13 protein-coding genes are annotated in these 26293 nt (G+C 67.2%); 8 read left to right on the forward strand and 5 right to left on the reverse strand.

The features are described 5' to 3' along the window. The first annotated feature begins 103 nt into the window (after nt 1–103). The 5 genes from ACYVD7_RS14220 (at nt 104) to ACYVD7_RS14240 (ending at nt 15121) form a co-directional block, all read left to right on the forward strand. Complete coding sequence (locus ACYVD7_RS14220) at nt 104–3526, forward strand: non-ribosomal peptide synthetase (protein ID WP_460764510.1); 3423 nt, start codon at nt 104–106, stop codon at nt 3524–3526. After that, nucleotides 3523–6867 (forward strand): non-ribosomal peptide synthetase, encoded by a 3345-nt coding sequence (locus ACYVD7_RS14225; protein WP_460764512.1) that lies wholly within the window; start codon nt 3523–3525, stop codon nt 6865–6867. Before ACYVD7_RS14220 ends, ACYVD7_RS14225 begins: the two co-directional genes overlap by 4 nt. 77 nt (nt 6868–6944) lie before the next feature. Then, entirely contained in the window at nt 6945–11483 is a 4539-nt protein-coding gene (locus tag ACYVD7_RS14230) for a non-ribosomal peptide synthetase (RefSeq protein ID WP_460764514.1), read from the forward strand. Next, nucleotides 11480–12820: an MFS transporter gene (locus ACYVD7_RS14235; protein ID WP_460764516.1), complete on the forward strand. Its 1341-nt coding sequence runs from the start codon at nt 11480–11482 to the stop codon at nt 12818–12820. Before ACYVD7_RS14230 ends, ACYVD7_RS14235 begins: the two co-directional genes overlap by 4 nt. A gap of 117 nt (nt 12821–12937) precedes the next feature. Next, complete coding sequence (locus ACYVD7_RS14240) at nt 12938–15121, forward strand: FAD-dependent oxidoreductase (protein WP_460764519.1); 2184 nt, start codon at nt 12938–12940, stop codon at nt 15119–15121. Nucleotides 15122–15186: 65 nt separating this feature from the next. Here the strand turns inward: ACYVD7_RS14240 and ung are convergent, their stop codons facing one another. From ung to rhlB, 5 genes are all read right to left on the reverse strand, one after another. After that, nucleotides 15187–15897, reverse strand: a complete 711-nt coding sequence (ung, locus tag ACYVD7_RS14245; protein ID WP_460764521.1) for a uracil-DNA glycosylase — start codon at nt 15895–15897, stop codon at nt 15187–15189. A gap of 183 nt (nt 15898–16080) precedes the next feature. After that, the gene (locus ACYVD7_RS14250) at nt 16081–16923 is read right to left on the reverse strand and encodes a response regulator (protein WP_460764523.1); all 843 of its coding nucleotides are present in this window, start codon (nt 16921–16923) and stop codon (nt 16081–16083) included. Between the two features lie 88 nt (nt 16924–17011). Next, nucleotides 17012–17950 carry a permease-like cell division protein FtsX gene (gene ftsX / locus ACYVD7_RS14255; RefSeq protein ID WP_460764525.1) on the reverse strand — a complete coding sequence of 313 codons (939 nt, stop codon included), beginning with the start codon at nt 17948–17950 and terminating at the stop codon, nt 17012–17014. After that, a complete protein-coding gene (gene ftsE / locus ACYVD7_RS14260; protein WP_460764527.1) occupies nt 17947–18633 on the reverse strand; it encodes a cell division ATP-binding protein FtsE in 687 nt (228 codons plus the stop codon). Before ftsE ends, ftsX begins: the two co-directional genes overlap by 4 nt. Before the next feature lie 546 nt (nt 18634–19179). Further along, on the reverse strand, nt 19180–20892 hold the full coding sequence (gene rhlB / locus ACYVD7_RS14265) for an ATP-dependent RNA helicase RhlB (RefSeq protein WP_460764529.1): 1713 nt from the start codon (nt 20890–20892) through the stop codon (nt 19180–19182). A gap of 219 nt (nt 20893–21111) precedes the next feature. On the opposite strand from rhlB, the gene trxA reads away from it, so the two are divergent. From trxA to ACYVD7_RS14280, 3 genes are all read left to right on the forward strand, one after another. Next, nucleotides 21112–21438, forward strand: coding sequence for a thioredoxin (trxA, locus tag ACYVD7_RS14270; protein ID WP_460764531.1), 327 nt, complete (start codon nt 21112–21114; stop codon nt 21436–21438). A gap of 406 nt (nt 21439–21844) precedes the next feature. Further along, nucleotides 21845–23527: a transcription termination factor Rho gene (gene rho / locus ACYVD7_RS14275; RefSeq protein WP_460764533.1), complete on the forward strand. Its 1683-nt coding sequence runs from the start codon at nt 21845–21847 to the stop codon at nt 23525–23527. Between the two features lie 669 nt (nt 23528–24196). Beyond that, nucleotides 24197–26293 (forward strand): non-ribosomal peptide synthetase (locus ACYVD7_RS14280; RefSeq protein WP_460764535.1); only part of this gene is annotated, 2097 nt, incomplete at its 3' end.

The following is a 26293-nucleotide window of genomic DNA, read 5'->3' on the forward strand; positions in this document are numbered from 1 at the left end:
GTGATCAGGTGTTTTCGCCGTAATTGGAAGTCGTCAGGGAAGTCGGCTGAGTTCGTTCGCCGCTCCTGACGGGTCGGTTTTTCTTACAGGGATGTAGATCGAAATGAGTGATATCGACCAGCGCATTGCTGTTCTTTCGCCTGCCAAACGCGAGCTCCTGCGCCAGATCGCCGCCCGCCAGCGATCCGGACAAAACCGGATCCAGCCGCGTCCGCGCCCCGACCGCATCCCCGTAACCTTCGGCCAGCGCCGGCTGTGGCTGCTGGACCAGTTCTCGCCCGGCCTGAATACCTACAACGTACCCGTTGGCCTGTGGCTGGAAGGGACGCCTGACGCCGGCCACCTCCAGGCCGCACTGCAGTGCCTGGTCGATCGCCACGAAAGCCTGCGCACGGTATTCCGCAGCATCCAGGGCGAACCTTCGCAGTTCATCCTGGATCGCGTCGGGCTTCCCTGGTCGCAGCATGTCGTCAGTGGCGCCACGCCCACCGCGCGGCGCACTGCCGCGCTGTCCCTGGCACGCGATGAAGCCCGGCGCCCCTTCGACCTGGCTCGCGACGCGATGCTGCGGGCCAGCCTGATCGACGCCGGCGCAGGCGAAACCGGCGCGCCGCTGCACGTGCTGCTGCTGACCTTCCACCACATTGCGATGGACGGCTGGGGTGCGTCGGTACTGCTGGGCGAACTGCAATCGCTCTACAACGCACTGCAATCGGGCACACCGGAACAGTCGCTGCACACCGTGCTTCCGGCGCCAGGCCTCCAGGTCGCCGACGTGGCCTTGTGGCAGCAGGACACCTTCGGTGGTGAAAACCTGCAGCCGCAGCTCGACCACTGGCTGCAGCACCTTGAAGGCGCCCCCGCCACGCTCGACCTTCCCTGCGATCGCGCTCGTCCGGCGGTGCAGGGTTTCAACGGCGCGATCTGGCGCACGTACGTGCCCGAAGCGCTCTATCAACGCCTGGAGACCGTAGCGCGCGAACGCAATGCGACGCTGTCCATGGTCTTCCTCGCCGCCTACCAGGCGCTGTTGGCGCGCTACACCGGCCAGGACGATGTCGTCGTCGCCATGGGTGTTGCCGGGCGCGCGCGGATCGAACTGGAACAGGTCGCTGGTTTCTTCGTGAACACCCTGGCGATGCGCGCGCGGATCGATGGCGACGCGAGCTTCGCGGCGCTGCTCGACCAGGTTCGCCGCGACATGCTCGACGCGATGGACAACGCCGATGCGCCGCTGGACCGCGTGCTGGAAGGCCTGCGCCTGCCGCGTTCGGCCAGCCACACGCCACTCGCGCAGGCGATGTATTTCTTCCAGAACTACCCTGGGCACGAGACGCGGCTGACCGGCCTGCAATCGCAATTTCTCGACCTGGTCGAACTCGCACCCGGCACCACGCCTGCCGACATCAGCTTCGCGGTGAACCAGCAGGCGCCGCGCGAAGTGAAGTTCACCTACAGCACCGACCTGTTCGATGAGACCACCATCGAGCGCTTCGGCGGCCACCTGCTCACGTTGCTGGAAGCGGTCGCTGCTGATGCCGACGCACGCGTGGCGACATTGCCGCTGCTCACCCGGGCCGAGCGCGAGGAACTGGCATCGTGGAACGATGCAACACAGCGCGAGCTGCCGCAGGAGCGCACGCTGTCGGAATTCATCGCCGCGCAGGTCGCGCGCACGCCCGATGCCGTGGCGCTGGAATTCGCCGGACGCCAGCTGAGCTACCGCGAACTGGACCAGCGCGCCAATGCGCTCGCGCACGAATTGCGCGACGCGGGCGTCAGCGCCGGTGCGCTGGTCGGCCTGTACGTCGAACGCAGCGTGGAAATGGTGGTTGGCCTGCTTGCCATCCTCAAGGCCGGTGGTGGTTACGTGCCGCTTGATCCGGCCTACCCCGCCGACCGCCTCGCCTACATGCTGGAGATGTCGGAAGCACGTGTGCTTGTGACGCAGCGCGAACTCGCCGATGCGCTGCCGGAAAGCTTCCGCGCCGCCGGCGTTTCCCGCGTGGTGCTGGCCGACGCGAATGCGGTCCTCGGCGACACGGCCCACGCCACGCCCGACGGCGGTGCGCGCGCCGACGATCTCGCCTACGTGATCTTCACTTCCGGTTCGACCGGAAAGCCCAAGGGCGTGGAGATCCAGCACCAGGCGGCGGTCAACCTGCTGCGCTCGGTCGCGCGCCAACCCGGCGTCGCGGCGGGCGACACGGTGTGCGCGATCAGCACCCTATCCTTCGACATCGCGCTGTTCGAACTGGTGTTGCCGCTCACTGTCGGCGCACGCATCGCGCTCGTCGATCGCGATACCGCTCGCGACGGACTGCGCCTGCGTCGCCTCGTCGATGCGAGCCGTTTCACGGTCATGCAGGCCACGCCGGCCACCTGGCGCATGCTGCTGGAAGTGGGCTGGCGCGGGACGCCGGGCCTGCGCAGGATCATCTCCACCGGCGAAGCGCTGCCGCGCGAACTCGCCGACCGCCTTCTGCCCTGCGCGAACGAGGTGTGGAACCTCTACGGTCCGACCGAGACCACGGTCTACTCCGCGTTGTGCCAGGTCCATGCCGGCGAAGGTCCGATCCTGGTCGGCAAGCCCGTCGACAACACGCAGATCCACATCGTCGACCGCCACATGCAGTTGATGCCGATCGGTGTTCCCGGCGAACTGCTGATCGGCGGCACGGGTCTGGCGCGCGGGTATTGCGGTCGCCCGGACCTCACCGAAGAGAAATTCATTTCCGATCCGTTCTCCTCGCAACCCGGCGCGCGGCTGTACCGCACCGGCGACCTGGCGCTGTGGCGTCGCGACGGCACCATCGAGGTGATCGGCCGCATCGACCACCAGGTCAAGCTGCGTGGTTTCCGCATCGAGCTGGGCGAAATCGAATCCGTGCTCGCGCTGTATCCCGGCGTGACCCAGGCTGTCGTGCATTGCCGCGAAGATCGCCCAGGCGACAAGCGACTGGTGGCCTACGTCACCGCCGACGGCTCCGCGCCGACGACGACTGCACCCACGGCAGCCGCCCTGCGCGACCACCTCAAGGCTGCACTGCCCGACTACATGGTGCCCAGCGCCTTCGTGGTGCTGGAGCGTTTCCCGCTCACGCCCAACGGCAAGGTCGACCGGCGCGCGTTACCGGTGCCGGAAACCAGCGCCGGCAACGATCGCGAATCGATCGCGCCGCGCACACCGGAAGAAGTCACGCTCGCGCAGCTGTGGCAGCAGCTGCTCGGCACCACCACCGTGGATGTGCGCGACAACTTCTTCGATGCCGGCGGCCATTCGCTGCTGGCTACGCAGCTGCTCGCGCGCATCGACCAGGCCTTCGCCGTAGAACTGCCGCTGCGGGCCCTGTTCGAAGCCCCCACGCTGGAACAACTCGCCGCACGCATCGCCGTGGAGCGCGAACAGCTGCATCTGGAAGGCGATGACCTGGACGCGTTGCTCGCGAGCCTGGAAGGGTTGAGTGATGAGGAAGCCAGCGACCGCCTGCTGGCCGACACCGCAAGGACAGGGAACGACCGATGAGCGACATGAACGACCGCCTGGCCGGCCTCTCGCCGGAGAAGCGCGCACTGCTGATGCAGCAGCTCGCACGCCAAGGCACGAAGCGCCAGGGCATCACCCGCCGCGAACGTCCCGCACGCATCCCGCTGTCGTCGGCGCAGCAGCGTCTGTGGATCCTTGACCAGCTCGATCCGGGTTCGGCGGTCTACAACGTGCCGTGCAGCCAGTGGCTGCAGGGCGAACTCGATATCGCCGTCCTGCAGCGCGCGCTCGACGAGATTGTCCGTCGCCACGAAAGCCTGCGGACCGTCATCGCCAGTGATGACGCCGGTCCGTACCAGGTCGTGCAGTCGCCAACCAGCGTGCCGGTCACGCAGCTCGACCTTCGCCACCTTCCCGCTGGCGAACGCGAAGCCGCCGCACTTGCCGTCGCACGCAGCGACTCGACGCGGCCCTTCGACATCGCCCGCGGCCCGCTGTTGCGCGCGTTGCTCGTGCAGGTCGCGAACGACCGCCAACTGTTGATGCTCAACGCGCACCACATCGCCATCGACGGCTGGTCGCTGTCGGTGCTGATAAACGAAATGCGCCAGCTTTATGCCGCCACGCTCGCTGGGGTGCCATCGCCGCTGCCCGAACTGGCGGTGCAATACGTGGACTACACGCTGTGGCAGCAGGAACAGCTGCAGGGCGACGCCATGGTCAAGCAGCTCGCGTATTGGCAGGAGCATCTATCCGGCCGATTGCCGGTGCTCGAATTGCCTGGCGACCGCCCGCGCCCTTCACGGCAGAGCCATCGTGGCGAAGTACTGCGCGACCTGCTGCCCGCCAGCGATTACGACAACATCAAGCGCTTCAGCCGCCAGGAAGGCGTCACCCCGTTCATGGCCGTGCTGGCAGCGTTCAACACGCTGCTGCTGCGCTATTCCGGCCAGGACGACCAGATCGTCGGCGTCGGCGTGGCCAATCGCAACCGCCAGGAGCTGGAGCCGCTGATCGGCTTCTTCGTCAACACGCTTGCGATGCGCACCGACCTGTCGGGCAATCCCACCTTCCGCGAGCTGCTGGCCCGGGTGAAGGAAACGACACTGGGCGCGTACTCGCACCAGGACCTGCCGATCGAACGGTTGACCGAGGCGCTCGACCTCGATCGCACGCTGAGCCACTCGCCGCTGTTCCAGGCGATGCTGTTCTTCCAGAATTTTCCCGACGACACCACCACGGTGCCCGGACTGGCGATGACGCCGGTCAGCTTCGATCGCGTCAACCAGGGCACGGCGCGCGCGGACATCTCGTTGTTCGCCGGCGAAGGCGACGATGGGCTGCACCTGTACTTCGAGTACAGCACCGATCTGTTCGACGAAGCCACGATCGCCGCGTTCTCGCGCCACCTGCAGCAGCTGCTGCGCTCGATAGCACAGGACCCGGACAAGCGCATCGGCGAGATCGGCATCCTGCCCGCCGACGAGCGCGAACAACTGCTGGGGGCGTGGAATGCCACGCAGCACGATTTCGCCACCAACCAGCCGCTCCACGCGCTGTTCGAGGCACAGGCCGTACGCACGCCCGACGCGGTGGCCATCGAACATGCCAACACCCGACTCACCTATGCGCAGCTGGACGCGCAGGCGGATGCAGTGGCGCGCGCGCTGGTCGCACAGGGCGCGCAGCCACGCGACCTCGTCGGTCTGTTCGTCGAGCGCACGCCGCGCATGCTGGTCGCACTGCTGGGCGTACTCAAGGCCGGCGCCGCCTACGTGCCGCTGGATCCGGGATTTCCGGCTGACCGCCTGGCGTTCATGCTCGCGGATTCCGCCGCGCGGATCGTGGTCACGCACCGCGAGCTGCTGGCGCAGTTGCCGGCATCGTCGGCGACGACGCTGCTGCTGGAAGATGCGCTTTCGCACGAGGCAATCGCGACGACCGAGCGCATCGCCTGCGATGTTAACGGCGAAGACCCGGCGTACGTCATCTTCACTTCCGGCTCGACCGGTCGCCCCAAGGGCGTGCAGGTCCCGCATCGGGCCGCGGTTAACTTCCTGCTATCGATGGCGCGCGAACCCGGCCTGACCGACGCGGACACGCTGTGCGCGGTGACGACGCTGTCGTTCGACATCGCCGTACTGGAACTGCTGCTTCCGCTGACCGTCGGCGCGCGCATCGTGCTTGCCGACCGCACCACCGCCAGCGACGGCGCCGCGCTAGCGCGATTGCTTGCCGACTCGCGCAGCACCGTGATGCAGGCGACGCCGGCGACGTGGCGCATGCTGCTCGATGCCGGCTGGCAGGGCAGCACGCAGTTGCGCGTCCTCAGCGGCGGCGAAGCCCTTCCGCGCGACCTCGCGGATCGTCTTCTCGCCTGCACCGCGCAGGTCTGGAACATGTACGGCCCCACCGAAACGACGGTGTGGTCAACGCTGGATCGCGTAGGCACCGGTGCCATCAGCATCGGTCGTCCGATCGCCAACACCCGCGTTTATGTCGTTGACGCCAACCTGCAGCCGGTGCCGGTGGGCGTTCCCGGCGAACTGCTGATCGGCGGCGCAGGCGTGGCCACGGGCTACCTCGACCGACCCGAACTCACCGCGGAAAAATTCATCGCCGACACGCTGGGCCAGGATGCAGGCGCGCGCCTGTACCGCACCGGCGACCTCGCGCGCTGGCGCCGCGACGGCAGCCTCGACGTGGTCGGCCGCATCGACCACCAGGTCAAGTTGCGCGGTTATCGCATCGAGTTGGGCGAAATCGAAAGCGTCCTGCGTGAACACATCCACGTGGGCGAAGCGGTGGTGCTGTGCCGCGAGGATCGTCCCGGGGACAAGCGCCTGGTCGCCTACGTCACCGCACGCGATGCGGTGACGACGCCATGCAGCGCGTTGCTGCGCGCCTTCATCCGCGAACGCCTGCCCGATTACATGGTGCCTTCCGCGTGCGTGGTGCTCGATCGTCTGCCGATGACGCCCAACGGCAAGGTTGATCGCCGTGCGCTGCCTGCCCCCGAAGCCGAGTCCGTGGAAGCCGATCGCTACGTCGGGCCGCGCAGTCCCGAAGAAGAAACCCTCGCTGCGCTGTGGGCGCAGGTGCTGGGCGTGCCGCGTGTGGGCATCCACGACAGTTTCTTCGACCTGGGCGGGCATTCGCTGCTCGCGACACAGCTGATCACGCGTGTGCAGAAGGCGTTCGGTGGCGATGTCGCGCTGCGCCTGCTGTTCGAAGCGCCCAGCGTGGCCGCGTTTGCCGAGCATCTGGTGCAGCAGCGGATGAGCAGCGTCGATGCGGACGCGCTGGCGGACATGCTCGACCAGCTCGAAGGCCTCAGCGACGACGAGATCCAGGCGTTGCTCGCCGAATCAGACGCCTGATTCACGTTGGTTCAAGCACGCAGATCCAAAGCACGCTCGACCTCGAGCAAGCCCCACCTTTCAAGGACGAATCGCGAGTGACCCAGAACCCGCCCTCCGGCTCCGGCACGGATTCGATGTCGCAGCGCCTGGCGCGCCTGAGCCCGCAGCAGCGCGAACTGCTGCTGCGCGGGCTGGCTGCGCGCAATGCAGGCAAGGACACGGTCCAGCGCTGCACGCAGGCGGGCGTGCCGTATCCGCTGTCGGCGCCGCAGCAGCGCATGTGGTTCTTCGAACGCCTGCAGCCGGGCACGGCCGCGTACCATGTGTTCGCCTACTTCCGCCTGGATGGCGCGCTGGATGCCCAGGCGTTGCAGGACGCGCTGACCAAGGTCGTGCAACGTCATGACGCGTTGCGCACGTCGTTCGACGAAGTCGCCGGCGAAGCGCGGCAGACGGTGGCGGCAACAGTGGCGTTCCAGCTTGCGCGCATCGACCTGTCGCAACTGCCCGCCGCCGAGCGAGAAGCGCAGGCCCAGCGCGAGTGCGACATCGAAACCGATTGCCCCTTCGACCTGGCACGGGCCCCGTTGTTGCGTGCGACCCTGCTGCGCCTGTCCGACGACCAGCACATCCTGCTGATCGTGATGCACCACATCGTCTCGGACGCGTGGTCGATAGGAGTGCTGCTCGAGGAAGTGGCGCAGCTGTACAACGCATCCGTGGACGCGACACCCGTGGCGCTGGCCGAGCCGGCCGTGCAGTTCGGCGACGCGGTCCTTTGGCAGACCTCGCCTGCGCATGCCCGCAAGGTCGAGGCGCAGCAGGCGTTCTGGCAGGAAGCGCTGGCCGGCACCACCGGACTGCTGGACCTGCCCACCGACCGTCCGCGTTCGCCCGTGCCGCTCGGTCGCGGCGAACGTTTCGTGGTGCAACTGCCGCAGGCGCTGGTCGATGACATCAGCGAGCTCGCGCGGCGCGAAGGCGCGACGCTGTTCATGGCATTGCTCGCCGCGTTCCAGACCCTGCTCGGCCGCCTCAGCGGCCAGGACGACGTCGTGGTCGGCACGCCGGTCGCCAACCGCCGCCGCACCGAATTCGAATCGGTAGTCGGCCTGTTCGTGAACACGCTGGCGATGCGTGGCGACCTCGGCGGTGATCCCTCGTTCCGGCATCTGCTGGCACGCACGCGTACGCATTGTCTCGACGCACTGGAACAATCCGAAGCGCCGCTGGAACGCGTGATCGATTCGCTGCGCATCGAACGCGCACCCGGACGCACGCCGCTGTTCCAGACCATGTTCGTGCTGCAGAACACCCACAACGCACCGCTGGCGCTGCGCGGGATCACCGCCAAGGCGATGATGCCGCCGATGCGCGCAGCGCGCTTCGACCTGACGCTGGCCCTGGAAGAAGACGCCGGCCACGGCCTTGACGGCGTGATCGACTTCGACGCCGACCTGTTCGAAACCGCGACCATCGAGCGTCTGGCCCGGCAATACGAAATGCTGCTGCGCGGTGCGATCGCCCACCCGGACCTGCCGCTCTCGCGCATCGCGCTGCTGTCGGACGAAGACCGCGCGCAACTGCTGGCCCTCGGCGACGGCGGCACCGTAGCGTTCGCGGATGCGGATCCCGCCGCGCAGCCGACGCTGTTCGCGATGTTTGCCGCGCAGGCGCGGCTGACCCCGCATGCGGTGGCACTGGTCGAGCCCGGCCGCGAGCTGACCTACCAGGAATTGCTGCACCGCGCGTACGGCGTGGCTCATGCACTGCGCGCGCACAACATCGGTGTCGAATCGTGCGTGGGCGTGCTTACCGATCGTTCCATCGAGGCGCTTGTCTCGGTCCTGGGCGTGCTCGCCGCCGGCGCCGCCTATGTTCCCCTGGACCCGGCTCATCCGGACGAACGCCTGCATTTCCTGCTCGCCGACTGCGCCTCGCAGGCGCTGCTTGCGCCGCCGGTGTGGTTCGAGCGCGCGCGCACACTGGGCAGCAGGACGCCATTGCTGCGCAGCGATGCCGAACCGCGCACGGATGCACCGCGCGTGGACGTCGATGCACGCGACTGCGCTTACGTGATCTACACCTCCGGCTCCACCGGCAACCCCAAGGGCGTGGCGATCGAGCATCGCGGCGCGGTGAACCTGGTGCGCGGCTTCATCGCCCGCCACGATTTCCGCGGGCAGCGATTACTGATGATCCCGCCGCTGGTGTTCGATGCCTCGGTAGGCGACGTGTTCCCGGTATTGGCCACCGGCGCCACGCTGGTGCTGCATCCCACGCCCACCGAACTGGGCCCGTTTGAGCTGGAGCGTTTCTGCGACGCCCACGCCATCAGCGCGATCGACGCGCCCGCGGCGCTGTGGCGGCGCTGGTCGGAAGGCTGGATCGCGGCTGCTCGCAGCGAGCCGTTGCTGCCGCAGCTGCGCCTGATGATGATCGGCGGCGAAAGCGTGCCGGTGGAACTGGTCCGCCGGTTTGCCATCGCCACGCAGTCGCGCGTGGTGCTGACCAACCATTACGGGCCCACCGAGGCTTCGGTGTGCGCGACGATCCTCGCCACGCGCGATGGCAGCGAACTCAATACTCTCGACCTGCCGATCGGCACGCCCCTGCCGGGCGTGCGCGTGTACATCCTCGACGCGCACCTGGGCCTGGCACCGCGCGGCGTGGTCGGCGAGCTCTGCATCGCTGGTGCCGGCATCGCCCGTGAATACCTGGGGCTGTCGCAGCTGAGCGCTGACAGCTTCCTGCCCGATCCGTTTGCCGTAGAGCCGGATTCGCGGATGTATCGCACCGGCGACCTGGCACGCTGGAACAGCGACGGCACACTGCAGTTCCTCGGTCGTCGCGACCATCAGGTAAAGCTGCGCGGCGTGCGCATCGAGCTGGGCGAAATCGAGACCGCGTTGCAGGCGCACCCGCAGGTGCAGGCGGCCGCGGCGCTGCTGCGCGAGGATCGTCCGGGCGACAAGCGCCTGGTCGGCTATTTCGTCGCCGACAGCGCGGAGCTCACGCCATCGCAGTTGCGCGAGCATCTGGCGCAGCGACTGCCGGAGGCATTGCTACCATCCGTATTCGTGCGACTGGACGCGATGCCGCTCACCCGCAACGGCAAGGTCGACCGCCGCGCGCTGCCCGAGCCCGCTGCCGCGCAGGACGTCGCGCGTGAACTGCGTGCCGCGTCCACGCCGACGGAGCATGCGGTGATCGCGGTGTGGCGCGAAGTGCTGGGGCGCGAGGACATCGGCGCCGACGATGATTTCTTCGCCATCGGCGGCGACTCGCTGATGACGTTGCCGCTGGTGTTCAAGCTGCACGCCGCGCTCGGCGTGGAAGTGCCACTGCCAGCGGTGTTTGCCACGCCCACGGTCGCGGGCCTGTCGCGCACCATCGATGCATTGCGTGCAGGCGACAGCGGCGATGTCCTCGACCTGCGCACGAAGGTGGTGCTCGATGCCGCCATCGATCCCCGCAACACGCCCCAGCCTGCCGCCGCCCGCGGCAATCCACGCAGCGTGCTGATCACCGGTGCCACCGGCTTCCTTGGCGCCTACATCGCACGCGAACTGCTGGACACCACGCAGGCGGAACTGCTTTGCCTGGTGCGTGCCGATACCGTGGCCGATGGCCTGCGTCGCGTGCGCGCGAACCTGGAGAGCTACGGCCTGTGGCGCGATGGCGACGAAACGCGGCTGGTGCCGCTGCCGGGCGATCTTTCCCAACCGTTGCTGGGACTGGGCGACGATGGCTTCACCACGCTCGCGCAGCGCGCGGACCTGATCTTCCACAACGGTGGCCAGGTCAACTTCCTGGCGCCCTACGAACACATGGAAGCCGCCAACGTGCAGGGCACCGTCGAGGTGCTGCGACTGGCGACCCACACCCTCGTCAAGCCGGTGCACCTGGTATCCACGCTCGGCGTCTACGCGACGGAACACTACGTCGGCAAGACCGTTCTCGAGTCCGACCCGGCGCCGCTACCTGACGGCCAGTCGGGCGGCTACAACCAGAGCAAATGGGTCGGCGAACAGCTGGCCCTGGTCGCGCGCGAACGCGGCCTTCCCGTCGCGATTTACCGTCCGGCGCGCATCACCGGCGACAGTCGGACCGGTGCGGGCAACGTCGGCGACTACTTCAATGCATGGATCCGTGGCTGCGTGCAGCTGGGTATGGCGCCGCATCTGCCGCGTGACGCCTTCGACATGGCGCCCGTCGACTACGTGGGTCGCGCCATCGTGCGCATCGCGCTCGGCGCGGGGGACGCCAACGGCAACTTCCACTTCTTCAATCCGCATCGCCTGTCGCTGCCTGATGCGATCGTTGCGATCCGCGCCGCCGGTCATGCGCTCGACGAAGTGCCGTATGAGCAATGGCGCGAGGCGTTGGTGGCGACGAGTTCAACCTCGCGCGAGAACGCCCTGACGCCGTTCGCGGGCATGTTCCCGGCACAGGAGTGGGACCCGGCCGAGCCCGCCTTCGACTGCAGCGCCAGTCGCGACGCGGTGGAGCCACTGGGCCTGACTTGTCCGCCCGCGGACCAATCGCTTTTTTCCCTTTACCTGCGGTACCTGCACGAGCGCGGCGCCCTGCCGACACCCGCTGCCGCGGCTGCCATGGAGGTGCTCGCGTGACCAGCAATACGGATCGGTACAACGGATTGCGAAATTTCCTGCTGATCTGGGCCGGACAGCTGGTGTCGGGCATGGGCACGCGCCTGAGCACCTTCGCGCTGGGCATCTGGGTGCTCAGGACAACGGGGTCGACCACGCGTTTCGCGATGATCTTCATCGCCATGGCCATTCCGGCGTTGCTGGTCTCGCCGCTGGCCGGCGCCTTGGTCGACCGCTGGGATCGTCGCCGCACGATGGCGACCTGCGAAGCGATCTCCGCGATCGCGATGCTGGCCATGGCCGGCCTGCTGGCGACGGGAAACCTTGCGCTGTGGCACATCTATGTCGGCGTCGGCGTCACCGCGCTGGCCAACGCATTCCTGCAGCCGGCCTATGCGGCCAGCATTCCGCTGCTCGCAGCGCCCGAACAGCTGAACCGCGTCAACGGCCTGGTGCAGACCGGCAACGCCATCGCGCTGGTCGGTGGTCCGCTGATCGCCGGCGTGCTGGTCAGCCTGTTCTCGATGGCAGGCGTGTTGCTCATCGATGCGCTGAGCTTCTGCGTCGGCGTGGTCGCACTGCTGGCGGCACGCGTGCCCAGCCCGCCGCGCACCGCTGCTACCGGAGAAGAGAACCTGTGGCAGGAAGCCGCGACCGGCTTCCGCTACGTGCGCGAGCGTCCCGGTCTGCTGGGCGTGCTCACGGTGTTCGGGTTCAGCAATTTCTTCTTCGGCATCGCCAGCATCACCATCACACCGCTGGTGCTGTCGATCACCAACGAGGCCGGACTGGGACTGCAGATGGGCATCGGCTGCAGCGGCCTGCTGCTGGGTGGATTGCTCGTGAGCACCTGGGGCGGACCGCGCTCGCGCGTGCAAAGCGTAATCGGCGCGACGTTCCTGGCCGGCATCTTCCTTGCGCTGCACGGTCTGGCACCGTCGTTCACGCTGGTGACGGCGGCCGGCTTCGGGTTGTTCCTCACCTTGCCCTTCGCCAATTCGGCCAACGCCGCGTTGTGGCAGAGCAAGGTGCCGGCCGGCCTGCAGGGCCGCTGCTTCGCCATCCAGCGCGTGCTGTCGGAAAGCGCGATGCCACTGGGCTACTGCCTGGCCGGACCGCTGGCCGAGCGGGTATTCGAACCGATGCTGGCTCCGGGCGGCGCTTTGGCCTCGTCCGTGGGCGCCGTGATCGGCACCGGTCCGGGTCGCGGCCTGGCACTGATGTTCATCGTGCTGGGCCTGGCGACCTCGCTGGTTGCAGTGTGCGCCTATGCGGTGCGCGCGATCCGACGCCTGGAAGACGAATTGCCCGACGCGGTGGTAGCGCCTGCCGAAGCGGCACTGCAGTGCGCGACCTGACGCGAGGGCGCTGCATTCAATGAAAGACAACGACGCGACGATATCCCCCCGGTGTGGCGCACGAGCGCACCGCACCGTCTGAAAAGCACGACGCCAAGGACACACGGAAGAATGGCCATGACCCCTGACAAAGAAGTAGCACCCCCAGCCGCCCCCGCGACGGGTTGCCCGCACGCCGCCAAGCTGGCGCAGCAGGAAAGCATCACCGCCCGCCTGGGCCTGATTCGCGCCTCGGAAGCCGAGCGCGATCACAAAGGTTCGGCGCTCGATGAGATCGTGCAGTGGACCCGCACGTTCCTGGCCAAGCCGCATCCGGACGTGGGCCGCTCCGGCCCGGTGTGCCCGTTCACGCCTGCCGCACTGGCAATGGATGCGATCTGGTTGGCACAGGTCACCGACGCCACCGCCGACGCGGACCGGTTGGCGGAGATCTGCAGCCAGTTCCGCGACATCTTCTACGACATCGAACCCAGCACCGGTACGGCGGCGATCAACAAGACCATCGTGGTCGTATTCCCCAACCTGGACATCGAGTCGGCCTGGCTCGTCGACCAGGTGCAGGCGCAGCTCAAGCCGAGCTTCGTCGACATGGGACTGATGATCGGCGAGTTCCACGCCAAGAATGAAAGCCCCGGCCTGCGCAACCCGGATTTCCGTCCGCTGCGCAGCCCGATCCCGATGCTGGCGATGCGTCAGATGGTGGAAACCGATCTGCCGTTCCTGCGCCGTTACATCGACGAACCGCAAGTGCGGATCAGCTTCCTGCGCTCCTACCTGCGCCGACTGGGTGGCAGCGTGCGCAAGAACTTCTTCGACCAGGCCGTGGCGGCGCTGGTGGAAGCCGAACTGGAACTGCAGGGTGCTTCATCGTCGGCGCAGCCCGATAGCGCCGCGAAGTTCGATGCACTGGTGGAAGAATCCAAGAACGACTCCGCGGACCTGGTCGAAACGACGTCAGTCGTTGCCAACGAAGCTGACAACGGCCGCGTCGCGATCGTCGGCGGCGGTCTGGCCGGCTCCCTGCTTGCGCTTTCGCTGGCGCAGAAGGGCGTTGGCGTCGACGTGTTCGAACGTCGTCCGGATCCGCGCCTGGCCGGCATGGAAGGCGGGCGCTCGATCAACCTGGGGCTGTCCAAGCGCGGCATCCAGGCGCTCACCGAAATCGGCCTGATCGACGAGGTCATGCCCACCACGGTGACGATGCGCGGCCGCGTCATCCATGCGCCGGACGGCAGCACGCGCTTCCAGCCCTATGGCAAGGACGGCGAGGAAGTCCTGCACTCCATCGATCGCAACGCACTCAACCGCATGCTGCTCGACCATGCGCAGCGCCATCCGCAGGTGCGACTGCATTTCGACCACCGCCTGGTGCGCATCGACAAGGAAAAGCGCGAGCTGGAACTGGAATCCAACGGCGAAACCGTGTGCGTGCGTCCCAGCTGGGTGGTGGGCGCCGATGGTGCGTTCTCCCGTGCGCGCCAGGAAATGCAGCGCGGCGAGCGCGCCGACTTCCACCAGGAATACCTGGAGTGGGGCTACAAGGAACTCTCGCTCAGCGCGAATGCCGATGGCTCCTCGAAGATCGACCTGGAAGCGCTGCACGTGTGGCCGCGCACGGACGGCTTCTTCGTGTCGCATCCCAACCGCGACGGCTCGCACACGCTGACGCTGTTCCTGCCGCACGAAGGTCCGGACAGCTTCGCCAGCACGCAGACCGATGCAGACGTGAAGGCGCTGTTCCAGAAGTATTTCCCGGACCTGATCCCGCTGCTGCCGAACCTGGTCGAGGACTGGAAGACCCATCCCACCGGCTCGCTGATCACCACGCGCACCGGCCCGTGGCACAACGACGACTGGGTCGTGCTGGTCGGCGACGCCTGCCACGCCGTGTATCCGTTCTACGGGCAGGGCATGAATTCCGCGTTCGAGGACTGTTCGGCGCTGATGGCGGCGATTGCCGCCAACGGCAACAACCGCGGCGCCGCGTTCGCTGCCTACGAGGACTCGCGTCGTCCGCACACCGACACGCTGGCGGAGCTCTCCAAGGCGAACTTCGTCGAGCTCAAGCAGAAGGTGAAGTCGCCGTGGTTCGTCGCGCGCAAGCGCCTGGACGTGGCCCTGAACCGCATGCTGAAAGATCGCTGGTTGCCGCTCTACACGATGATCGCGCACACCACGATTCCGTACGGCGATGCGCTGGTGAAGGCGCGGCGGCAGGACAAGGTGCTTGCCGCGGCTGCGATCACCGCCGGGCTGCTGGGCGCGATCGGCCTGTGCGAATGGTGGTGGCTGGCGCATTGATGCCGCCCGGGCGCGCAGCCATGCGGTTGCGCGCCTTTTTCTACACGTTGCTGATTGAAGCCGAACTACAGGACCAGGGCGGAAGCACCCGGCAGCGACCAGTCGATCGGCGCCTGGCCGTGCCGCGCCAGGTAGGCATTGGTGGCGGAAAAATGGCCGCAGCCGATGAAGCCGCGGTGCGCCGACAGCGGCGAGGGATGCGGCGCTTTCAGCACCAGGTGCCGGCGTGCATCGATCACCTTGCCCTTGGCCTGCGCGTAGCTGCCCCACAGCAGGAACACCAGGTGCTCGCGCTCGCGGTTGAGGGCATCGACGATGTGGTCGGTGAATCCCTCCCAGCCCTTGCCCTGGTGCGCGCCGGCGCGCCCTTCCTCTACGGTGAGTACCGCGTTCAGCAGCAGCACGCCCTGCCGCGCCCACGGCGTGAGGCAGCCATGATCCGGACGCACGATGCCCAGGTCGCGCTGGATTTCCTTGTAGATGTTGTCCAGCGACGGTGGCACCGCGGTGCCTGGCTGCACCGAGAAACACAGCCCGTGCGCCTGGCCCGCGCCGTGGTACGGGTCCTGGCCGAGAACTACTACCTTGACCGCATCGAACGGCGTGGCATCGAGCGCGGCGAAGATCTGCGGACCGGGCGGAAATATCCGCGCGCCAGCGGCCTTGCGTTCGCGCAGGAACGCGGCAAGCGTCCGCATGTCGTCGCGCTGCAGGTAGTCGCCGATGCGCGACTTCCATGACGGTTCCAGTCGGGTGCGTTCTGCGGTTTCGTTCATGCGCACAGGATAGCCGGTGAGCGAAGCCGGGCCAGGCCGATCGCCCTGGCAAATCGTCATTTCCGCATGGTCGAGAAGGCGTTGTCGCTGCCCACACGCACCGCTCCGGGCAGCAAGCCGCATTCCCACTTTCGTGGCAGCGACGTCAGGGATCGTTCCCGGTCGAGCGCGCAAAAACGCGCGTCATGCATCCAGCGTGCGCTGCTCGGACATCCGCGACACACGCAACTGGAACAGCGTCTTGGTGATGAGCAGACGCTCCTCGATCGGCTTGAGCACCAGGTCGTTGGCGCCCAGCCGGATCAGCTCGCTCTGGTTCTGCGGGTTGGCGTCGCCGGTCATCACCAACACGGGTAGACGACGCTTTCCGTAGCCGAAGTCATTGCGGATGCGTTGCAGAAGATCGCTGCCCTCGAGCTTGCCCTTCAGGTAGACATCGGTCAGCACGAGGTCCGCACCGGGATCGTCCTGGCCTCGATGCTGCTCCAGGTATTCCAGCGCTTCCTCTACGCCGACGAAATGCACCACTGCCACGCCATTGCGTTCGAGCATGCGCTTGGTCGCCAGTGCGACGACCTTGCTGTCCTCGACGTAGAGCACGCGAGCGCCGGCGATCGGCTCGGGCTGCACGTAGCCGCGGATGAACGCGGCCAGCGCGCCGTAACCCAGGCCCTTGTCGAAGTAGTCGGTGACGTCCTCGGTGAAGCGGCGCGCCTCGAGTGCATCCTGCGCGTTGCCGGACACCACGATGATCGGCACGTACGACTGGCCGGATGCCTCGCGCACCGTGCGCGCAAGGGCGATGCCGTCGCCATCGGGCAATACCAGCGAGGTGGTGACCAGGTTCACCGCGCCCTGCGCCAACGCCGCGCGGGCTTCATCGATGCTGCCACAGGCGACCAGTTCGGCATCGGCGACTTCGCGCACCAGCACGTCGCCAATCATCTTGCGCACCAGCTTGCTGCCGTCCACGACCATCACGCGCGGCGCGGCATTGTCGAAGTGGCGCAGATCCTGCGAAGACATGGCAGACATGTGTTGCCGGTGGAGTGGCGAGTGTACGCGCTGCATCCGCGGTTTAGGCAACCGCGATGCGACCTGCGTCGTCCTTTCGTCAGGTTTCCGTCGGACGGGTCTGGCGCAGGTAATGACCGGTCACGAAGCCCGCACCGAGCCAGCCCAGCACGCCCGCGCCCAGCACGATCGCGACGGCCTGCACGACGTCGAAGCCCTGCAGCGCGAACCGGCTGCCATAGCTGCGCGCCAGTTCAGCCAGCGGCGCGCGCAACGCGGCATCGGCCAGCGTGAGGAGTGCCAGCGCCAACACGCCCGCCAGCACGCCGTGGCATACGCCCAGGTACAGGAAGGGACGACGGATGAAACCATCGCTCGCTCCGAGCAACTGCAGCACGCCGATTTCCTCGCGTCGCGACTGGATGTCCAGGCGCACGGTGTTACCGACGACCAGCAACGCGCCCAGCCCGAGCAGTGCAGCCAGCACCCACGCCAGTCGCGTGCCAAACATCAGCCATTGCTGCAGGCGCTCGCGCCAGCCGGCGTCGTGCTGGACGACATCGGCTTCCGGCAGTGACTGCAATGCCTGTACCAGCGCGGCTTCGTCACCTTTGGGGGTGATCTCCAGCACGCTGGGCAGCGGATTGCCTTCGAGCATCGACAGGGTGTCGCCCAGTCCAGCCTTGCGCAGTTCTTCCAGACCCTGTTCGGGCGTACGCAATTCGATCCGCGCGACATCGGCGCGACCGCGCAATTCTTCCGCCAACGCCGTCGCGCGACCGGCGGCGACGGCAGGCTTGAGGAACACGCTCACCTGCTGCGACTGCTGCACGCTGCCGGCAAACCGGTCGATGTTGTGGAGCATCACCCACAGTCCCATCGGCAGCGCCAGCGCCACCGCCATCACGCCGACCGTCAACGCGGTGGCCCATGGCTTGCGGAAGAGGCCGCCGAGGCTGGCGACGAGGCTGTACACATGGTGGTCGAACCACATGCCCAGCTTCGACTGCGCCTTCATCGCATCGGACTCGATGTTCATTCGGCCAGGTCCTGCGGCGAGATGTCGTCGACGAGGCGCCCCTGGTTCAGCACGAGCACGCGCTTGCGCATGCGCTTGAGCAGCGTGAGGTCGTGGCTGGCAACGAGCACGCTGGTGCCGCGTTCGGGCAGCGAAGCGAACAACGCAAGAATTTCCGCCGACAAGGTGGGATCGAGATTGCCGGTGGGTTCGTCGGCGACGAGCAGTTTGGGTTCACTGACGATCGCACGGGCGATGCCGACGCGCTGCTGCTCGCCGGCCGAGAGCTGCCCCGGCAACGCATTTGCACGCGCGCCCAGGCCGACCTTGTCCAGCACGCTGCGCACGCGCTTGGCGATGTCGCCACGACGCATGCCGCGCAGCACCAGTGGGAGACCGACATTGTCGGCGACGCTGCGGTCGGTGAGCAGGCGATGGTCCTGGAACACCACACCGACGTCGCGTCGATGCAGGGCGATGCGGCCACCGCGCACCTTGGCGAGATTCCTGTCGCCGAACAGCACGGCACCGCGGCTGGCGCGTTCGCTGAGGTGGATGAGCTTGAGCAGCGTGCTCTTGCCGGCACCGGAATGACCGGTGACGAAGAGCATCTCGCCGGGAGCGACCTCGAAGCTGACGTCGGTCAACGCGTGGTGACCGCTGTCGTAGCGTTTGCTGACGTTGTCGAAGCGCAGGACGGCCATTCGATCCGGGGAGTGCGATCAGTTGCGGGAAGTATCGCGGGGGAGCGAGGCCGTGGCTAGTCGGATGGTCAAACCGCCAGTTGGCAGTTGATTTTGCGTTTGTCGCCGGGGCGGTAGCAGAGTGGCAGGCGGCCCGGATCAGACCTCCGCAGGGCGCGCGGCATGGATGCCGCGTGCTTTTCGACACGACAGGGACGTCGTGTCGAAAAGTCCCGGGTCGCCTGCGGACCCGGCGCGCTGTATGCGCCGGGCGCGTAGCTCCGGGGTGCCCTTCTCTTTGGTACCGGAGGGAATCCAGTCGGACTCTTGGGCAAGCAAGAGAAAGTGACCCGCCAAAGGCGGAAGCCGTTGTTGTTGTGGTTGCTTCGGCTCACGGGCAGAGCAACGTCCATGGATCCCCGCCTTCGCGGGGATGACGAAGAAAGGGATGCCCCTACCTTCGCTGGACGGAGGGAGGCGCCGACGTCACACGCGCACCGCCCGAATCACACGACCGCACCGTACAGCCCGAAGCGACAAGCGCCGCCGCGAACCGCAACACCAAAGTCAGTGCTGCGAACTCGGCGCCCGCGTGATCAGCTTCTTCAAGCCGTGACCGATGCGTGCAAGCAGACCCGGCTTCCCCGACGCCGCATCCGAAGCCGACGGCCTGGACGTTGCCGGCGTGGCCGCGGCGGCCTGCGTTGCGCCTTCGGCGCCTTCGACCCGGCGTCCGCCACGACGGCGTCGACGCTTGCGCGGCGCGCGCTCGGCATCGCCCGCCTGCACCGCGGCAACGGCAGGCTTGGCTGCGGATTCGGAATGCGCCGGACGCGGCGCCTGCCCTTCGATCGGCTGGCGTTCGCCCGGCGCGCGCTCGCGGCGCGGACCACGCGGTGCGCCATCGCGGCTGCCGCCTTCGCGACGACCACCACCCGCTGCGCCACCACGACCGCCCGTACGACTGCGGCCACCGCCACGACGCTCTTCGTCGGCTGCGCGCTGCTCGCGTGCTTCCTTGAAGATCGCCCCGATGCTCTCGTTCTCTTCGCCGTCTACCTCGATGTCGCCACCGGCCGGCACCTCGCGCGGCGTGCGCGGCACGGCGACCAGCAGTTCGGGCTCGACCGCACCCACGGGCAGCTTCTGCTCGATGTAGGCCTCGATGTCGGGCAGCGACATCGCGTAGCGCTCGCAGGCGAAGCTGATCGCGTCGCCTTCGGCGCCCAGACGCGCGGTGCGGCCGATACGGTGCACGTAGTCTTCGGCGTCGAACGGCAGGTCGTAGTTGTAGACGTGCGAGACGCCGTCGATGTGCAGGCCGCGTGCAGCGACGTCGGTGGCGACGAGGATCTCGAGCTGGCCGGCCTGGAACTTCTTCAGCAGCGACTCGCGCTTCTTCTGCGGCACGTCGCCGGAGAGCACGCCAACGCGATACCCGGCTCGCTCCAGCGAACGCGCGACGCGCTCGACGAAGGCCTTGGTGTTGACGAACACCATCGTGCGCGCGCCCTCGGAGCGCGACAGCAGGCCGATCAGCAGCGGCAGCTTCTCCTCGTCGGAGGGGAAGTAGATCTTCTGGCGCACCTTGGCGGCGGTGATGAACTCGGTCTCGACAACGACCTTTTCCGGCTCGTTCATGTGCTCATAGGCGAGCTCGAGCACGCGGTGCGACAGCGTCGCCGAGAACAGCAGGGTCTGGCGCGTGGTGCGCTCGGGCATGCGGCGCAGCAGGAAGCGGATGTCCTTGATGAAGCCGAGGTCGAACATGCGGTCGGCTTCGTCCAGCACGCACATCTCGCAGGCGTGCAGCGACACGACCTTGTGCTGTTTGACGTAGTCGATCAGGCGGCCGGGCGTGGCGATGATCACGTCGGCGCCCTTCTGCAGCAGCTCGCGCTGCTTGTCATAGTCGACGCCGCCGTAGACCAGGGCGAACTTCAGGCCCAGGTCGGAGCCGAACTTCACCGCGTCCTTGTGGATCTGGATCGCCAGCTCGCGGGTCGGGGCGAGGATCAGGGCGCGCGGGTCCTCGGGCTTGCGGTCGGCCAGGGCCGGACGGGTCAGCAGGCGGTTGATGACCGCGACCAGGAAGGCCAGCGTCTTGCCGGTGCCGGTCTGGGCCTGGCCGGCGACGTCGCGGCCATTCAGGGCCAGCGGCAGGGTCAGCGCCTGGATCGGCGTGCAGCGGGTGAAGCCGGCGGCTTCGAGGCCTGCAAGCAGCGTGGTGTGCAGTTCGAACGAGTCGAACGTGATGTCGGTCAGCGGTTTGTCGCTCATGGGTTTCTGTATTTCATCGCGTAGGCCGCACTGCAGGAAGCAGCGCTTGCATGGGGGCGGTCTGCCATCGCAGACTGCCTGGGCCGGGCGTGCCGGCTCGGTCGGGCGCCGCGCCTGGGCCTTGAAGCCGGCGCGATAACGCCCCAGTTTAACCCACAGCGCCACCCAGACCCTGCCCCGCCCGTCCTGCCGGGGCCCCATCCCCTCAGGAGATTCGCCGTGAGCGAAAAAATTGTGCATGTCGGCGACGCCGATTTCGATGCCGTCGTGCTGGGCTCCAGCGAACCGGTCCTGGTCGATTTCTGGGCCGAATGGTGCGGTCCCTGCAAGATGATCGCCCCCGCCCTGGACGAACTGGCCGACACCTACGCCGGCAAGGCCAAGATCGTGAAGCTCAACGTCGACCACAACCGCGCCAGCGCGATGAAGTACCACGTGCGCTCGATCCCGATGCTGCTGCTGTTCAAAGACGGCCAGATCCACTCCCAGCAGATCGGCGCGGTGGGCAAGGCCCAGCTCAGCCAGATGATCGACAAGGCGCTTTGAGCGGGGTTAGATCGCCCTGCCTTGGAACGACCACGGGAGCCGGCCTGCCGGCTCCCATCTGTTGAAGCGGCCTGTCCGGAGTCGTTTTGCCCAGGACCTTCCGGGCTTGAAGCCGCTTCCTGGCGCGGTGTTTCCCGCTTTCGCGGGAATGACGAACAAACGCGGGATCGTAGCCATCCGCGGGCGCAGCAAAGCCCAGGAGGACCCTTCAAAAGGCGACTCCGCGCCGGGAAAACGTGAACCGACCCCGCCGCGGCGCTTGCCGCCACGCAGCCACGGTGCTAGTTTCGCTACCGCAGGCGCCCAGAAGTCCATTTCGGCGCCGCGCCCCTCTTCTTGATGACCCACGTCCCTGACGTACCGCCCGCAGATCGCGGGCGCTCGCCGCTTAGCGAGGATTCCCTGCTTGTCCGATAACACCCCCGACTCCGGCGAGATCGCCGAGAAGCGCGTGCGCAAGGCACGTGTAGTCAAGGCTGACGCTCCCGCCGAAGCCGCTTCGCAATCCGCTCCGCCTGCCGCGCCGCCCGCATCCGCACCGGCAGCGCCTGCACACGCAGCACCTGCCCCGGCCGCACCCGCCGCCGAAGGCTCCGCATCGCCCGCCCCCGCCGCTTCCGGCGAAGGCAACCCCAACCAGGGCGGCGGCGACGGTGGCCAGCGTGACAATCGCGACGGCGGCGGCGGCAACAACCGCCGCGACCGCTTCCGCAACCGTCGCGACCGCCAGCGCGACCGCTACCGCGATGGCGGCATGCAGGACGACGGCGGCAACAACGAAACCTTCGTCCCGCGCCCGCACCCGCAGGTGCCGGAAGGCTTCCCGGTCTACTCGCTGGGCGACCTCAAGCGCATGCCGGCCAACCGCCTGCTCGACATCGCCGAGCAGCTGCAGATCCAGGAAGGCGTCGCCCGCGCCCGCAAGCAGGATGTCATCTTCGCCGTCCTCAAGGTCCTGACCCGCCACGGCGAAGGCGTCGCCGCCGACGGCGTGCTGGAAATCCTGCCCGACGGCTTCGGCTTCCTGCGTTCGCACGAGGCCAGCTACCTCGCCGGCCCGGACGACACCTACATCTCGCCCAGCCAGATCCGCCGCTTCAACCTGCGCACCGGCGACCACCTGTCCGGCCGCATCCGCTGGCCGAAGGACGGCGAACGCTACTTCGCCCTGGCCGTGGTCGACACGATCAACGGCGAGCCGCTGGAAGCGTCGAAGAACAAGGTCCTGTTCGAGAACCTCACCCCGCTGTTCCCGCGCCGCAAGTTCAAGCTCGAGCGCGCCGACGGTTCGACCGAAGACATCACCGGCCGCATCCTCGACCTGATGGCGCCGCAGGGCAAAGGCCAGCGCGCCCTGATCGTCTCGCCGCCCAAGGCCGGCAAGACGATGATGATGCAGCAGGTCGCCACGGCCATCACGCACAACCACCCGGACGTGCACCTGATCGTGCTGCTGGTCGACGAGCGTCCGGAAGAAGTGACCGAAATGCAGCGCACGGTGCGTGGCGAAGTGGTCTCCTCGACGTTCGACGAACCCGCCGCCCGCCACGTGCAGGTCGCCGAAATGGTGATCGAGCGCGCCAAGCGCCTGGTCGAGCACAAGAAGGACGTGGTGATCCTGCTCGACTCGATCACCCGCCTCGCCCGCGCCTACAACAACGTCGTGCCCTCCTCGGGCAAGGTGCTGTCCGGCGGCGTCGACGCCAATGCCCTGCACCGTCCGAAGCGCTTCTTCGGCGCCGCGCGTAACGTGGAGGAAGGCGGCTCGCTGACCATTATTGCTACTGCGCTGATCGACACCGGCAGCAAGATGGACGAGGTGATCTACGAAGAGTTCAAGGGCACCGGCAACTCGGAAGTCCACTTGAACCGCCGCATCGCCGAGAAGCGCGTCTACCCGGCGATCGACATCAACCGCTCGGGCACCCGCCGCGAAGACCTGCTGATCGAACCGGAGCTGCTGCAGAAGATCTGGATCCTGCGCAAGCTGCTGCACGGCATGGACGAAATCGGCGCGATGGAATTCCTGCTCGACAAGATGAAGAGCAGCAAGTCGAATGACGAATTCTTTAGCTCGATGAAGCGTTAATACTTCGCAATTTCCCACCGCACGGCGGTAGGACACGAACCCTGCTGGCGCCTTGTTTTCAGGGCTCAACCAGCAGGGTTTTTTGTTGCGCGACCCGCCGATGCACTTCTGACGAGACCCTCACGGCGGCGCAACGCACCCAGCGATGCGGCCTTGTATACGGGACCGTAGTGAGTTGCCTGACATGAAGCGCTGGCATATCGTTGCGCGCTGCCGCTGCACGTACGCAGTGGCAAGTCGGGTGCACGGTGCAGGGGCGATCCTCGCCTGCACGTGAGCAGCGGTACGCGTCACCCGACCCGATGTCATGGACGACGCACACGGCACACCTGCCGTGTCCTGCAGGGACGCAACGATGATGCCTGGCTCTGGGCGCGCAACTGCGCCACCCGATCGGCTGCAAGCCCGACGATTACACGCGCCCTCGTGCGGGCGTGCGCCGACGCGCGTCTTGCGCATGCATGCACGTCCGCCTGCGAATCACAAAATGGAATGGCAACGACCCGTTCGCGATTGGAGCGGGCACCGCCACGCGCCGCATATGCCATCACGCTGAAAGCACGACAAACACTCGTCCTGCCCGGCAACAGGCAGCGACCCGGAGTGCCGCCAGCGCGGCACGGACTCCTACCGCAGGCCACGCCCGCGGCAACCAGATCAGGGACTGACATGAACACCATCGATAGCCACGAACCAGCCGCAGGCTCGACCCCGACGTGGCACCCGACCCAAACGCCGTTGCACGAGGCACGACACTCCTGCGTGCACACGCTGTTCGAAATGCAGGCGGCAAGAACGCCCGATGTCGTCGCCGTTACCTGCGAAGCCCGGAGCCTGGGCTATGCCGAGCTCAATCGCCGCGCCAACCAGTTGGCGTGCCACCTGCGCGACCTGGGAGTGAAACCCGACGACCGCGTGGCGGTGTGCATTGATCGCGACCTGCAGCTGGTCGTCGCCCTGCTGGGCGTCCTGAAGGCCGGCGCTGCCTATGTGCCGATCGACCCCGGCTATCCAGCCGAACGCATCGCTTACGTGCTGCGCGACAGCGCGCCCTCGGTGGTGCTGACGCAGACATCGCTACAGGGTGTACTTCCCGCCGATCTGCAGGCGCCGATAGTGGTTCTGGATGGCGTTGTCGACGCAGCGCGGATCGCATGGAACAGCGAAAACAATGCGGAGGTCCCGGGGCTCACTGCCGCACACCTTGCCTACGTGATCTACACCTCCGGTTCGACGGGCGAACCGAAGGGCGTGATGGTCGAACATCGCAACCTCGCCAACCTGATCGGCTGGCACAACGCGACTTTCGGGATTGCCGAAGGCATTCGCTCCTCGAGCGTCGCGAGCGTGGCGTTTGACGCCTGCGTGTGGGAAATCTGGCCCAGCCTGTGCGCGGGAGGACAGCTGGTACTGCCGCCCTCCGCAGCGGCACGCGATCCGGGACAGCTGTTGCAGTGGTGGGCCCAGGCGGCGCTGGATGTCGGCTTCCTGCCGACGCCGCTCGCCGAATGGGGTTACGCGGAGGGCGCGGCGAATCCGCAGCTGCGGACCCTGCTGGTCGGCGGTGATCGGCTGAAGAAATTCCCGAAGCTCCCCGCATCGACGACGCTGGTGAACAACTACGGCCCCACCGAGACGACGGTCGTGGCAACGTCTGCGCGACTGGATGCGAACGATCCGGTGCTGCACATCGGCCGGCCGATCGCGAACACGCAGGTCCACATCCTCGACGACGCACTGCAGCCGGTTCCGCCCGGCGAAATCGGCGAGCTGTACATCGGTGGCGCCGGCGTGGCACGCGGCTATCTCAATCGCGACGACCTCACCGCGGAGCGCTTCATCGCCGATCCGTTCGTTCCCGGCGGTCGCCTGTACAAGACCGGCGACCTGGGCCGCTGGCGCGCGGACGGCAACATCGAGTACATCGGCCGCAACGACTTCCAGGTGAAGATCCGCGGCTTCCGCATCGAGCTGGGCGAGATCGAAGCGCGCCTGGCGACGCACGCGGGCGTGCGGGAAACCGTCGTCCTCGCGCGCGAGGACCTTGGCAGCGACAAACGTCTCGTTGCGTACCTCACGCTGGAAGCCGGCGCGACGCTGGATCCGGAATCGCTGCGCGCGCACCTGGCCGCGGCGCTGCCCGAGTACATGGTCCCTGCCGCCTACGTGGCATTGCCGGTGTTCCCGCTCACGCCCAACGGCAAGCTGGATCGCAAGGCGCTGCCCGCGCCACCTCCGGACGCCTACTTCACCGGCGCCTACGAAGCACCACGGGGGCCGGTCGAGAGAACGCTGGCACGCGTCTGGGCTGGATTGCTCAAGCGCGAACGCATCGGTCGCAACGACGACTTCTTCGAACTGGGTGGGCACTCATTGCTCGCCAACACGATGGTCGTCCGCGTACGCCAGGCGCTGAAGATCGACATCGCGCTCAAGGACCTGTTCGCCAATTCCCGTCTCGCCGCCTTTGCCCAGGTGGTGAAGGGCGCCGCACGCGGCAAGTCGCTGGCCATTGTTCCGGTGTCGCGTGAGCAGGCATTGCCGCTGTCGTTCGCGCAGCAGCGGCTGTGGTTCATGGATCAGGTCGAAGGCACCTCCGACGCCTACAACGTCGCGCTCGCGTGGCGCCTGCACGGCACCCTCGACCGCAATGCACTGCATCGCGCGCTCGACCGCATCGTCCATCGTCACGAAGCGCTGCGTACCACCTTCCATCGCATCGGCAACGACCCGGTCCAGCACATCGCCGCGGCCGATGTCGGCTTC

The sequence above is a fragment of the Lysobacter fragariae genome, assembly GCF_054779775.1.